Raw genomic sequence first — 12959 nt, 5'->3', positions numbered from 1 at the left:
TCTAAAGTCATTTTTCAAGATTTTGTAAACACAATATTAATTTTAGTTTTAAGCACTTTTTCAATATGCTTTTTCTGACGATTGGCTTGGTATGACTCGGCGATGGGTTCGCCTTTATAATAAACATTTAAATCATAAGCGTCTTTATTATGTTTTAACTCAACGCGACTCACACTATTTGTATTCGAAATATTAAGAGCATTTGTAAACTTAATCACACCACCCAATGTTTGAATCTCAGAAAGTTCATCATCACTAAACCATTTCGTCTCATCACTATATATTTTTAACAACGTTTTATTTTTATAGCTTGCTAATAGCGCAAGACGTACACGCTCCTTGTGAGATAAACCATTAATACTTGAATTGGCAATGATATAGTACGTATGTTGTGAGCTTGAATCTGCATCAATAAATTTACCGAGATAATAAATATATGCCGCTTCAAGAAAAGCTTGTTTTGATGATACCTCAAAGTTCAATTTTTTGGCTTCTGAGAGTTGATCAAGTAATGATTGTGCAAGTTTAACGCGTTGTTGTGCACCTGTTTCTTCAATTTTGTATTCGTTCGCAAGGTGTCTCAAAGCATCACTTAGCACATTAGCTTTATTAAATTCATTTTTATGCTTTTTAGCAATTTGATTCATAATAAAGCCTTCACGAATACCTTTTCTAGAGAAAGTAAATGCTTTTGCATGAATCATATCAAAAAGCACGTTAAATACAGCAACTGCCGGCAATATTATATCGACACGATCTCGGCTCAGCCCATCTAAATTTAATAATTCATCACGTGTATATTTCTTCAGTTTTTGATAAACTTCTTTCAGATCTTCATGTGCCATCGTGTAACCATGAACACCAGCAATAGGATAATTATGTCCTGCTTGATGTACACGCGCACAGTTACGTGCCGATCCTCCAATACCGATTAATTTAACCTCTTTATTTTGAATCCAATCTACTTTTTCAAATTCACCTTTCAGAAACTTCTCCATTTTTTTAATTGCATCTTTATCATTATGCTCCTTGCCTTCAAAAAACATTCTGATTAAAGTAACAACCCCAAACGGAAAACTGATGGCTTGTTTAATATTTTTATCTTCGAACAATGTCAATTCAGTAGATCCACCACCGATATCAACTGTGATCCCATTTTGAATACTTGTCGTATGGGTCACAGCATATGCACCATAAAACGCCTCATCCTCTTCAGGAATGACAATGACTTTAATACCCAGCTCTTTTTGAATTGATTTTAAAATTTGAGGTTGATTTTTAGATTGTCGTATTGCTGCAGTTGCGATAGGATATAAATGTTTAACTTTAAATTTATCTGCAACTGTTTTAAAACTGCGCAGTGCGGTCGTCAATACATCAATACCTTCTTGTGTCATATTCTGATCATCGTCCAAATATTGACTTAACCTTGCAGGTGTTTTAATGTTTTGAATTTCATTTAACCCTGTACGTTCATCATATTGAAAAATAACCAAGCGAATCGTATTCGAACCAATATCTATTAAACCGTTTCGTTCCATGCTTTAAAAATGCCTCCAAACTATTTAGGATGAACCATGTTTTCGGGTTTAATCCATTCATCAAATTGCGCTTCTGTTAAATGTCCGGATTGAATTGCTGCTTCTTTTAATGTCAAACCTTCTTTATGTGCTTTCTTAGCAATGGCTGCTGCATTCTCATAACCGATATGAGGATTTAAAGCAGTTACAAGCATTAATGAACGGTTAAGATAATCATCAATATGTGATTCAATCGGTTCAATTCCTACTGCACAATTATCATTAAACGTGTTCATTCCATCTGCTAATAAATAAATAGATTGTAATGTATTATGCAAAATCACAGGTTTGAAAACGTTTAGTTCAAAGTTACCTTGTGAACTTGAAATACCTACTACAGTATCATTACCCATGACTTGAACAGCCACCATAGTCAACATTTCACATTGTGTTGGATTAACTTTACCCGGCATAATGGAAGAGCCTGGTTCATTTTCAGGAATAGAAATCTCTGCTAATCCTGCACGTGGGCCTGAAGCTAACCATCTAATGTCGTTGGCAATTTTCATTAAATCAGCAGCTAAGGCTTTAAGTGTACCGTGCAATTGAACAACTTCATCGTGTGCTGTTAAAGCATGGAATTTATTTTCAGAAGAAACAAACGAATAGCCTGTATTTTCTGAAATATAAGCGGCTACTTTATTACCGAATTCTGGATGTGCATTAATACCTGTACCAACTGCAGTACCACCAATCGCTAAATTGAGAATATGTTTTTTAGATTCTGCTAATAAATTGTCACATACCTCTAACATATAGCGCCATCCACTCACTTCTTGACCGAGTGTAATAGGTGTAGCATCTTGTAAGTGGGTACGTCCGATTTTAATAATATCTTTAAATGCTTGTTCTTTTTGATAGAAAGTATCTCTTAAGCGCTTTATTGCTGGTTCTAATTGCGTCTCTACTTGATGATATAAAGCAACATGCATGGCAGTTGGAAAAGTATCGTTAGAACTTTGAGATTTGTTCACATCATCATTAGGATGTATTTTTTCATCGATGCCTTTAGACGCTAAATATTCATTTGCAACGTGGCTTACGACTTCGTTAACATTCATATTGCTTTGCGTGCCGCTTCCTGTCTGCCATACTACTAATGGGAAATGTTCATCTAACTCACCCTTTAATATACGTTCACAAGCATAAATAATGGCATCTTTTTTAGCATCACTGAGTTTTCCTAATTCATGGTTTGCAAGTGCCGCTGCACGTTTTAATTGTGCAAAACCATATATCACTTCGATAGGCATCTTCTCTTTACCTACTGGAAAATTTTGCTTACTACGTTGTGTTTGCGCACCCCAATATTTATCTGCTGGCACTTCAATTTCACCAAATGTATCGTGTTCAATTCTTACTGACATTGATCTCGCTCCCCTTTAATTAGAATGTTATTCTTCAATTAAATTATAGCATTAATTGAAATGCCCATTCAATTCTGTTTCTAAGATAAAACAAAAAAGTAGTTTGCGCAGCGTTTAATAGAATTAACGCGTAACAGACTACTTTTTTAAGGATGACGAAATAAGTAAGGCTTATGCCTTGTCTTCTTTATTATGATTAAGAAATTTAATTTTTACAGCTTGAACAATAGCAATTGCAGATAATAAATATAAAATCAATCCAACCACCATTGTTATTGGACTAAGGTCGATTAATAGCCCCCAAAAACCTTGTAATTGTTGATAAAAGTCAGCAAGATATAGCGTCAATGCCACAGTAATCGCAATACAGCAAATCACACTAATAACAATACCTTTTTGATTTGCTCTTACAAAAGTTTGCGCACTGGCAGCGCGGTCATCAATAAGACCATCGGATAGATTGAGTTGGAGTTGAACAACTTTGAACAACACAGGTAAATATAAAGTTCCTAAAGCAAGTGGAAATGCTTTAATAGACAATAGATTAATGATTGTTGATAATATGAGTAGCAATCCCCATTTACGATATAATTTCATGTATGTCACCTTTCAAATTTTTCTATAGACGCCCTTATTTTATCATATTTTATTACAGCTCAACGACAAAACAAGGCGAAAGTTTACAATCAACTTTCGCCCTGTTTTCCATCTTATAAAGACAATATGTGTAAATTTGATTAAAAGATTACTTATCTGATCGAATATCAGCATCATGATCTTGATTTAATTTATCTTGATCATTTTTTTCTGAGATTTGTTCCATCTCTTTGCCCAATTCAACGACATCATCAAAACCTTCTACCATTTCATTTTCATATTGTTTTCGATCTTCTTTCATTAAATTGCCACCTCTAATTTATGCATATAATGAAGTAAAATAGGCTCTAACATCATCTGGTAAACCTTGTGCAGCCGCTTCATCAAGGACAATAGTCACCATACGATGTGTTTTTAATGTTGACGGTATAAAGCTCGTATTACCATTTTCTTCATATAATTTTTGAACTTGTGCCGCTTTATTTGAGCCTGTGACTACAACAATGATTTCACGCGCTGGCATTACGGCATCATTCATTGGTAACCCAATTTGTCCGTTTTCATCAATAGTTAATATTTGTAACGTTAATTTCCCTTTATTATCTTTCGTTTTAGCATGATGCGCAATAAATGATTCTACATTGTCATCATCTGGAACTTCGTGCACTTGTTTCTCTGGTACGCCTAATGATTTAAAAAATGACGCTTGCTTATCATAGTCCAAGATATGAATTTGACTAAAGTCGACACTATGATGATCAACATCTTGTTTTAAATAATCTAAAACTGGCGCTTGGTCTTCATTTAAATGGACACCTACAATTGAGGTAGGATTATTATTAAGCTGTTTTCTTAAGATATCTGCTGTATATGTTGCCACTGTTTCTGCATCTTTAAATACTTTAAAATTCATTGCCATTATCTTACACTCCTCTATTGTCCTTACTAGTCTATAACATTAATACCTACATACCCATTTTATCAATATATTAAAACATCATTCATTAGGCATTATGCTGACTCATGTTCACTTTCAATTATAACCTTTTTAGTAATTAAATTCTTGTGATAGCTGTCTTATCATGTTGATTGACAGAACTATTGTAAATTCGGATAATTTTGTTGTCTCAATGCCTCATATACTAAAATAGCAGCTGTATTCGATAGATTCAGTGCACGGACATTTTCATTCATCGGAATACGTAAAGCTGTACTTTCATATTTTTCTTTGACCCAATCCGGTAAGCCCGTTGTTTCTTTTCCAAATATGAAATAATAATCCTCATTAGGATCTGAAAAATCTTGTGAGGTATGATTTTTCGAACCAAATTTAGTGAGTAAGAAATACTGCCCCGCTGTTTGTTCGAAAAATGATTCAATATTATCATAATATGTAATTGAAACATATTTCCAATAATCTAAACCTGCACGTTTTAACATTTTGTCATCTGTGCTAAAACCTAATGGTCGAATTAAGTGTAATTTTGTATCTGTTGCTGCACATGTACGTGCAATATTTCCTGTATTTGCAGGTATTTCTGGTTGGTATAATACGACATGAATTGACATTATCCATCTCTCCTCATTTCTAAGCCTTTTAACATTTCAACTTGTACTTCTTCATCTTCATTTTCATAGTGTGCCATAATATAAGATTTGGCTAAATCGCCTTGAATTTGACCAATCGCCCAAAAAGCAGTTGCTCGAATAAGCGGTCTCGGATCATTTTCTGCGACCTCTTTTAAATCTGGAATCGCATCCTCTTCTTTAAAATGTGCTAATGCTATAATGGCATTACGTTGGATAGGTTTTTTGCCACGCCAAGCACCTGCAAGATGACCAAACGTATTTTTAAATGTTTTATTATTCATTTTCAATAACGGTACTAATCTTGGTTTTAAAATTTCTGGTTCTAATATAATATCATCTTGCTCAATATTAATCCCTCTATTTTTAGGGCAAACCTGCTGACAAGTGTCACAGCCGTATAAACGATTTCCAATTTTATAACGATATTCATCGGGCAAATAGCCTTTCGTTTGTGTTAAAAAACTAATACATTTTTGACTGTTTAATTGACCATCACCAACAAGTGCGCCAGTTGGACAACGATCGACACATATTGTACAATCGCCACAACTCTCCATGATTGGATCATCAGGAGGAAATGGGATATTCACTAACATTTCACCTAAATAGGTCCACGTTCCTAAATCGGGATGAATCACAAAACCATTTCTACCTACAAATCCTAATCCTGCACGTTCAGCAACAGCTCTATCAGATAAAACACCCGTATCTACCATAGACATCATTTCTGCATCGGGCACTTTAGCTTGGATAAATGTGGCTAACTTATCTAAACGCTTTCGCATAATGGTATGATAATCTTGTCCCCAAGAGGCCCGCGCAAACATACCACGTCGGTCTCCGCGAATACTTTTAGGCGCATTTTTTAGTTTGTTTGGATATCCTACTGAGATGGCAATAATAGATTTTGCTGTGGGTAATGATAACTTAGGCTCTGTTCTTAAAGCGATATCTGATTCTTCAAATCCAGATGCATACCCTTTCGCATGGTAATCCACTAATTTTTGCTTCAACTCATCAAACGGATCAGCTGTCGTAAAACCGATACGATTAATACCTATACTGTAGGCATATTCTATTATTTCTTCTTTTAATTGTAAGACATCCATAAACTCACCCCTTAAAAGTCACCACACTATTTTAACATATCTTTCTAGACCTGCGTTGTAATTCATTCAAGTTCTTTTTATTCGAATAAGCACAAAATAATAAAGAATGGCGTGCATACTCACCCATTGTTAGGTTATTGTCATTGCTTACGCCATTCAAATTATTTATACATCATTATTTAACTAATACACGTTTTAAAAAGTTTTGCGTCCGTTGATGTTGCGGATTTTCAAAAACTTCATGAGAAGGTCCATCTTCAACAATATGGCCATCCGCCATGAATATCACACGATCACTCACGTTTTTGGCAAAGTCCATTTCGTGTGTTACAACCACCATAGTCATCCCTTCTTTTGCTAAAGATTTCATTACAGCCAACACTTCCCCGACAACTTCGGGATCAAGCGCTGATGTAGGTTCATCAAACAATAAAACATCAGGATTCATAGCAAGTGCACGTGCAATCGCAACCCTTTGCTTCTGTCCGCCAGACAATTGATTCGGATAGGCCTCAGCTTTATCTTTAAGACCAACTTTGTCTAATAAATCGAGCGCATGGGCCTTTAAAAATGCTTTGTCGCTTTTTTTCAATAAACTTGGGGCTAAAATAATATTATCAATTACTTTCTTATGCGGGAATAAATTAAAATTTTGGAAAACCATTCCCATTTTTTGACGTAGTTCATCAACTTTCGTCCCTTTTTCCGTTAAATCTCTTCCTTCAAAAATGACACTTCCTTTTGTAGGAACTTCTAATAAATTCATACAGCGTAATAAAGTACTTTTACCACTACCAGAGGGCCCGATAATAGCAACGACTTCCCCCTTATGAACCTCCATATCGATCTGTGCTAAAACTTCATTGTTTCCAAACGTTTTATTTAATTGTTTAATTTTAATCACTGACTCTCATTCTCCCTTCAACAAAATACATCAAACGTGAAAGTGTGAACGTTAATACAAAATATAATACAGCTGCAATGAGTAACGGTGTAAATGGATCAAATGAGGCACCTTGTACCACTTGTGCATTGAACATAATTTCACTAACACCAATAACGGATACGATTGATGATTCTTTGATTACAGTTACAAATTCATTCCCTAAAGCAGGTAGAATATTTTTAATCGCTTGTGGCATAATCACTGTTTTCATCGTTTGAGCGTAACTCAAACCTAAACTTCTCGCCGCTTCCGTTTGACCTTTATCAACAGCATTAATACCAGCACGTATAATTTCTGCAATATAAGCAGAACAATTTATGACTAAAGCTACGGCACCACATATAAAAGCGGAAATATCGAGACCCAAAACTGCAGTCGTACCGAAAAACACTAAAAATACTTGTACAAGTAAAGGGGTTCCCCGTAAAAACTCAATGTAAAAAGAAGCAATCCATTTTAATGGCTTGATTGAACTAATTTTCATTAATGCAATGATTGCGCCTAAAACTGCCCCTAAGATTACACCGATGATTGAAATCAAAATTGTACTTTTTAAACCAGTTACAAAAAATGTACCGTATTTAGAAAAAAAGTTACCATCATTTTGCATCGCATCCGCAGCTATTTTCTCGTATTTTGGCATTAGATGTTGATCTTTTACATCTGCAATTGTTTGATTAACCTTATCCATTAACTCCGGAGAATGTTTAGGTATCGCAATAGCTGTAGGTTTGTCAGAATCCGCAAATGATGCGTTAGAAAAAGTAAGGTCATCATTTTGTGTTAAATAAGCTTTGCCGACAGCACTGTCCATAACAATTGCATCTACTTTATTACTCTTTAATGATAAAATAACTTCTGGTAATCGTGTTAAAGATTGAATATCGGCATCTTCAATTTCATTTTTTGCTAACTCTTCTTGCGTCGTTTGTTTTTGGACTCCAATTCTCTTCCCTTTTAAATCATCCAAAGTTTGATAATGTGCTTTATCCTTTTTACGAATAACTACTTTTTGCTGAACAGTCATGTAGTTATCTGAAAAATCAACTTCTTTTTTACGCTCATCCGTCGGCGTCATACCCGAAATAATCATGTCGATTTTTCCTGTTTTTATAGCCCCTAATAAACTATCAAATTGCATATTCACAATTTTCAATTTAACACCATTATCCTTGGCAATTTTTTTCGCAAGTTCAATATCGATACCTGCATATTCCCTCTCACCATGAACTGTTCTTTCAAATTCCATTGGTGCATAATCTGCTGAAAGTCCAACCTTCAAAACACCTCTTTTTTTAATGACTTGCCATTGATCCTCGCTTGCAGCTTTTGATACGTGCACAAGAGGCGATTGACATATAAGTAACACAACTATAAATAGTGCTGTAATCAGCTTCCCCAAATACTTCATCTCAGGACCTCCTTTTAAATTTATTCATTATTATACATATTTACGTATGTTTATGCAATAACAAATTTTAAGAACGCACAGTTTATAGTGAGGTCACTAGCTTATGTGATTTTTGTATACATTCCCGTCTTATTATTAAAAGTCAATTGGGTGATAATTGTGGGAAATTCATAAAAAATGAACAAAAAACTATCGTATTGCAGTAAGAAAGTAAAGAAAAATAGAAAGTAAAAAAGACTGAGATTACGTCCTATATGACGATAACTCAGTCTCTCTAATTATATTGCACTATATGTATTTGTTTATGTATTCCATAAAGAATAGTGTTTATTGTTTCGGAATCTCAAAACGATAAATATCATCACGATAACCTGGTAAAATATTTTTACACACTTGATGAACAAACCACGCGACCGTAAATGGAACAATAAAATAACCAAATAGGAGTAAAATCATATTCATTGTTGGATCTCCATCCATACGGTTAAATGCATTAATCGGACCTACAAATCCAGAGTAACCAAATCCCGCAGACATAGGTGTTCCTTTAATACCAATAAGGTAGGTAATTAGTCCTGAAACGATGCCGTTTATTGTAAGAGGAATCATAATAATTGGATGTTTGAAATAAACAGGAATCATCATTTTTGTAGCACCAATAATAAGAACAACGAGAACACCTGCTTTATTCACACGCAATGAACCAACCAAAAATGTCATACTCGCAGCAACAATGCCCATATTGCCTGCCCCACTCGCTAAGCCACTCAACGATACCGCCGTCGCTATAGCAACAAGAGAAATGGGCGTCACCATTAATAACGCAAAGGTTACTGCAATAAGAATACTCATTATAAGCGGGTTTAGCTCCGTAAAAGTTTGAATCATTTTACCTAAAGCACCTGTAATACGGCTTATATAAGGCAGTGTTAATAGACCGACAATACCTGAAAATACAGGAATCATAATAGGTAAAATAATCATATCGAGTGAGCCAAATTTGCCGTCTAACACTTTAAATAAGAAACAAGTGAGCATTACGATCAACATGACATTAATAATGTCCCCAACACCTTGTAAAATAAAATGACTCCCTTTAAATTGAATGACACCCGAGCCAATCATTGCTGAAGTACCAGTAAATACAACACCTGATCCAGAATATTTAAACGCATGTGCAGCCAGTGCACCAATAATAAATGGCATAAACGACTGAATCACGGTCACAATTTGGTGGAGTTGCTCAAGGAGGGGCTGACCTTCTTTAAAAAAATTAAGCAATTCACCTAAAAATGCATTTGGTAATAATGCTATAACCACACCTGCTGCAACAGCATTTAAAATCACACTGAAGAAAGACTTGTTACTTGTTTTTTCTTTTGAAGTCACTTGTTGTGTCCTCCTCTATTAAGAATAGCTTTATCATAATATAAGATAAAAAATGAAACAATATGTAAACATAGAATTTAAATCATTTTTTGTATTATAAATTTTCTAAAAGTCATTTCATCATCAACTATAAAGCTCATAAAGTTTAATACTCTACTAAAATTTATCATTATATAAACCCGGTACCCATAATGAAGTGCACATTTGTGCCCTTTCAAAATAACTATATAGTTTGAATCATTTCATTATGAATTTAACTATCCTCAATGATTTTCAAATGATCATTACAATTCTAGTATAATTCTATTTTATTCCCTTTAACAATAGATATGTAGAGAATGAGACTAAAACAAATTCAATTTAATTTTATCGTCTGAGCGTGATTACAATAAGCGTATAAAAAACAAGAAAAAAGAATAGGAAGCTAATTCAACTTCAATTCGATTTATTATAGAGCTGTGCTTTTGTATTGATACACACTAGAGTTATCAAAAAGAAGTTAAGCAAATCCATTTACTTAACTTTTTCTTTAATGTAGAACCAAACTTTTAATATATTCACAGACGCATCATTTTATGTATGAAACTTTCTGTAAGTCATCCCAAAAAAGAGATTAAGCAACATGATGCTGCTTAACCTCTATATTGCGATAATCAATCCTATTTAAGAGAGCCAAATAAAGGAGCTTCATCAGTTTGATATTAAACTGGATTCTCAGTTAAAAACAGGCAATATAAAAAGCCCCTAAATACAACGTTTAAGGGCTTTATTCGATACCGGTGGTCGGGGTCGAACCGACACGTCTGTGAAGACACGGGATTTTGAGTCCCGCGCGTCTGCCAATTCCGCCACACCGGCATAATCTAAAAAAATCCAATACTACTATTGGAAAATGGAGCGGAAGATAGGACTTGCACCTATACCTCTTTCCGGGAAGGAAAGTGTTCTAGAATTGAACTACTCCCGCATGATATGCAATTGTTATTTTAAATAATGGAGCGGAAGATAGGACTTACACCTATACCTCTTTCCGGGAAGGAAAGTGTTCTAAAAATTGAACTACTCCCGCATATGTCATATCAATGGAGGCGGCAACCGGATTTGAACCGGTGAATAGAGGTTTTGCAGACCTCGGCCTTACCACTTGGCTATGCCGCCAAAAGTAACTGGGCTAGCTGGATTCGAACCAGCGCGTGACGGAGTCAAAGTCCGTTGCCTTACCGCTTGGCTATAGCCCATTAATTTTAAATAAAGGGCGGTTGATGGGAATCGAACCCACGAGTGTCGGAACCACAATCCGATGCGTTAACCACTTCGCCACAACCGCCATGGCAGGGGCAGTAGGAATCGAACCCACATCAAAGGTTTTGGAGACCTCTATTCTACCGTTGAACTATGCCCCTATTGATATGGTGGAGGGGGGCAGATTCGAACTGCCGAACCCGAAGGAGCGGATTTACAGTCCGCCGCGTTTAGCCACTTCGCTACCCCTCCAAGACATAATGCCGGCCAGAGGACTTGAACCCCCAACCTACTGATTACAAGTCAGTTGCTCTACCAATTGAGCTAGGCCGGCAAAAAGTGGTTCAGGACGGAATCGAACCGCCGACACAAGGATTTTCAGTCCTTTGCTCTACCGACTGAGCTACTGAACCATATTACAAATGGCGGTCCCGACGGGAATCGAACCCGCGATCTCCTGCGTGACAGGCAGGCGTGTTAAACCGCTCCACTACGGGACCTTTAAAAATAATTGCGGGAGGCGGATTTGAACCACCGACCTTCGGGTTATGAGCCCGACGAGCTACCGAACTGCTCCATCCCGCGGTAATAATATTTATAATGGCGGAGGAAGAGGGATTCGAACCCCCGCGAGCCGTTAAGCCCCTGTCGGTTTTCAAGACCGATCCCTTCAGCCAGACTTGGGTATTCCTCCTAATTATATGGACCTTGCAGGACTCGAACCTGCGACCGAACGGTTATGAGCCGTTAGCTCTAACCAACTGAGCTAAAGGTCCTAATAATATTCAACTAAGATTAGTGGCGGCGGAGGGGATCGAACCCCCGACCTCACGGGTATGAACCGTACGCTCTAGCCAGCTGAGCTACGCCGCCGTATATAGTTGTTACAATATTGAATTAAAATATGGTGGAGACTAGCGGGATCGAACCGCTGACCTCCTGCGTGCAAAGCAGGCGCTCTCCCAGCTGAGCTAAGCCCCCATAATAAATGATGATAAATCGGGAAGACAGGATTTGAACCTGCGACCCCTTGGTCCCAAACCAAGTGCTCTACCAAGCTGAGCTACTTCCCGGAAGGTATGTAGCGCGCCCGATAGGAGTCGAACCCATAACCTTTTGATCCGTAGTCAAACGCTCTATCCAGTTGAGCTACGGGCGCATATTGCAATAATGGTGCCGAGGACCGGAATCGAACCGGTACGGTGATCTCTCACCGCAGGATTTTAAGTCCTGTGCGTCTGCCAGTTCCGCCACCCCGGCAAAACAATGGAGCAGAAGACGGGATTCGAACCCGCGACCCCAACCTTGGCAAGGTTGTATTCTACCGCTGAACTACTTCTGCATATGCGGGTGAAGGGAGTCGAACCCCCACGCCGTAAGGCGCTAGATCCTAAGTCTAGTGCGTCTGCCAATTCCGCCACACCCGCTAATGGTGAGCCATAGAGGATTCGAACCTCTGACCCTCTGATTAAAAGTCAGATGCTCTACCAACTGAGCTAATGGCTCTAAATGGTGCCGGCCAGAGGACTTGAACCCCCAACCTACTGATTACAAGTCAGTTGCTCTACCAGTTGAGCTAGGCCGGCTACTCTATTTAATTAAATGGTGGAGAATGACGGGTTCGAACCGCCGACCCTCTGCTTGTAAGGCAGATGCTCTCCCAGCTGAGCTAATTCTCCTGTTATGTAAAATTAACCTGGCACCGTCCTACTCTCGCGGAACGTCAGC

General features: G+C 37.1%; 10 protein-coding genes and 24 tRNA genes. All 34 read right to left on the bottom strand.

Annotated elements, in window-relative coordinates; translation table 11 throughout:
- Positions 1–14: 14 nt before the first annotated feature.
- The 34 genes from ppx to KM149_RS04645 all read right to left on the bottom strand — a co-directional run bounded on the left by ppx (position 15) and on the right by KM149_RS04645 (position 12910).
- Complete coding sequence (ppx, locus tag KM149_RS04810; protein ID WP_182308586.1) at positions 15–1541, bottom strand: exopolyphosphatase; 1527 nt, start codon at positions 1539–1541, stop codon at positions 15–17.
- Between the two features lie 20 nt (positions 1542–1561).
- Positions 1562–2947, bottom strand: a complete 1386-nt coding sequence (gene fumC / locus KM149_RS04805; protein ID WP_050330579.1) for a class II fumarate hydratase — start codon at positions 2945–2947, stop codon at positions 1562–1564.
- Positions 2948–3118: 171 nt separating this feature from the next.
- On the bottom strand, positions 3119–3544 hold the full coding sequence (locus KM149_RS04800) for a hypothetical protein (RefSeq protein ID WP_165546235.1): 426 nt from the start codon (positions 3542–3544) through the stop codon (positions 3119–3121).
- A gap of 148 nt (positions 3545–3692) precedes the next feature.
- Positions 3693–3845, bottom strand: a complete 153-nt coding sequence (locus tag KM149_RS04795) for an SAS053 family DNA gyrase inhibitor (protein WP_214972328.1) — start codon at positions 3843–3845, stop codon at positions 3693–3695.
- A gap of 18 nt (positions 3846–3863) precedes the next feature.
- Complete coding sequence (locus tag KM149_RS04790) at positions 3864–4463, bottom strand: 6-phosphogluconolactonase (RefSeq protein ID WP_214972331.1); 600 nt, start codon at positions 4461–4463, stop codon at positions 3864–3866.
- Positions 4464–4642: 179 nt separating this feature from the next.
- Complete coding sequence (gene trmL / locus KM149_RS04785; protein WP_060829695.1) at positions 4643–5113, bottom strand: tRNA (uridine(34)/cytosine(34)/5-carboxymethylaminomethyluridine(34)-2'-O)-methyltransferase TrmL; 471 nt, start codon at positions 5111–5113, stop codon at positions 4643–4645.
- Positions 5113–6243 carry a tRNA epoxyqueuosine(34) reductase QueG gene (gene queG / locus KM149_RS04780; RefSeq protein WP_182280813.1) on the bottom strand — a complete coding sequence of 377 codons (1131 nt, stop codon included), beginning with the start codon at positions 6241–6243 and terminating at the stop codon, positions 5113–5115. Before queG ends, trmL begins: the two co-directional genes overlap by 1 nt.
- Before the next feature lie 175 nt (positions 6244–6418).
- Entirely contained in the window at positions 6419–7147 is a 729-nt protein-coding gene (locus KM149_RS04775; protein WP_182280814.1) for an amino acid ABC transporter ATP-binding protein, read from the bottom strand.
- Positions 7140–8600 (bottom strand): ABC transporter substrate-binding protein/permease, encoded by a 1461-nt coding sequence (locus KM149_RS04770; RefSeq protein ID WP_214972337.1) that lies wholly within the window; start codon positions 8598–8600, stop codon positions 7140–7142. Before KM149_RS04770 ends, KM149_RS04775 begins: the two co-directional genes overlap by 8 nt.
- Positions 8601–8927: 327 nt before the next feature.
- The gene (locus KM149_RS04765; RefSeq protein ID WP_182280816.1) at positions 8928–9989 is read right to left on the bottom strand and encodes a PTS sugar transporter subunit IIC; all 1062 of its coding nucleotides are present in this window, start codon (positions 9987–9989) and stop codon (positions 8928–8930) included.
- A gap of 774 nt (positions 9990–10763) precedes the next feature.
- Positions 10764–10847: transfer RNA gene (locus KM149_RS04760), tRNA-Leu, on the bottom strand.
- A gap of 35 nt (positions 10848–10882) precedes the next feature.
- Positions 10883–10956 (bottom strand) — tRNA-Gly (locus tag KM149_RS04755).
- Between the two features lie 27 nt (positions 10957–10983).
- A tRNA-Gly gene (locus KM149_RS04750) sits at positions 10984–11058 on the bottom strand.
- 14 nt (positions 11059–11072) lie between these two features.
- Positions 11073–11147 (bottom strand) — tRNA-Cys (locus KM149_RS04745).
- 8 nt (positions 11148–11155) lie between these two features.
- A tRNA-Gln gene (locus tag KM149_RS04740) sits at positions 11156–11227 on the bottom strand.
- Positions 11228–11243: 16 nt separating this feature from the next.
- Positions 11244–11316 (bottom strand) — tRNA-His (locus KM149_RS04735).
- Between the two features lie 2 nt (positions 11317–11318).
- Positions 11319–11392 (bottom strand) — tRNA-Trp (locus KM149_RS04730).
- 7 nt (positions 11393–11399) lie between these two features.
- Positions 11400–11483, bottom strand: a tRNA-Tyr gene (locus tag KM149_RS04725).
- Positions 11484–11492: 9 nt separating this feature from the next.
- Positions 11493–11565, bottom strand: a tRNA-Thr gene (locus KM149_RS04720).
- A 6-nt stretch (positions 11566–11571) separates the two neighbouring features.
- A tRNA-Phe gene (locus tag KM149_RS04715) sits at positions 11572–11644 on the bottom strand.
- Between the two features lie 10 nt (positions 11645–11654).
- Positions 11655–11731: transfer RNA gene (locus KM149_RS04710), tRNA-Asp, on the bottom strand.
- An 11-nt stretch (positions 11732–11742) separates the two neighbouring features.
- A tRNA-Met gene (locus KM149_RS04705) sits at positions 11743–11816 on the bottom strand.
- A gap of 16 nt (positions 11817–11832) precedes the next feature.
- Positions 11833–11925 (bottom strand) — tRNA-Ser (locus KM149_RS04700).
- 8 nt (positions 11926–11933) lie between these two features.
- Positions 11934–12007: transfer RNA gene (locus KM149_RS04695), tRNA-Ile, on the bottom strand.
- Positions 12008–12030: 23 nt separating this feature from the next.
- Positions 12031–12104: transfer RNA gene (locus KM149_RS04690), tRNA-Met, on the bottom strand.
- 32 nt (positions 12105–12136) lie between these two features.
- Positions 12137–12212: transfer RNA gene (locus KM149_RS04685), tRNA-Ala, on the bottom strand.
- Between the two features lie 18 nt (positions 12213–12230).
- Positions 12231–12304: transfer RNA gene (locus KM149_RS04680), tRNA-Pro, on the bottom strand.
- Between the two features lie 12 nt (positions 12305–12316).
- Positions 12317–12390: transfer RNA gene (locus KM149_RS04675), tRNA-Arg, on the bottom strand.
- A gap of 12 nt (positions 12391–12402) precedes the next feature.
- A tRNA-Leu gene (locus KM149_RS04670) sits at positions 12403–12491 on the bottom strand.
- A gap of 7 nt (positions 12492–12498) precedes the next feature.
- A tRNA-Gly gene (locus KM149_RS04665) sits at positions 12499–12573 on the bottom strand.
- Between the two features lie 3 nt (positions 12574–12576).
- Positions 12577–12658 (bottom strand) — tRNA-Leu (locus KM149_RS04660).
- Between the two features lie 3 nt (positions 12659–12661).
- A tRNA-Lys gene (locus tag KM149_RS04655) sits at positions 12662–12737 on the bottom strand.
- A gap of 4 nt (positions 12738–12741) precedes the next feature.
- Positions 12742–12817: transfer RNA gene (locus KM149_RS04650), tRNA-Thr, on the bottom strand.
- A 17-nt stretch (positions 12818–12834) separates the two neighbouring features.
- Positions 12835–12910, bottom strand: a tRNA-Val gene (locus KM149_RS04645).
- Positions 12911–12959 lie beyond the last annotated feature (49 nt).

The organism is Staphylococcus coagulans, assembly GCF_022557135.1.
Taxonomy (GTDB): Bacteria; Bacillota; Bacilli; order Staphylococcales; family Staphylococcaceae; genus Staphylococcus; species Staphylococcus coagulans.
This window is presented reverse-complemented; position numbering and strand designations above follow the sequence as displayed.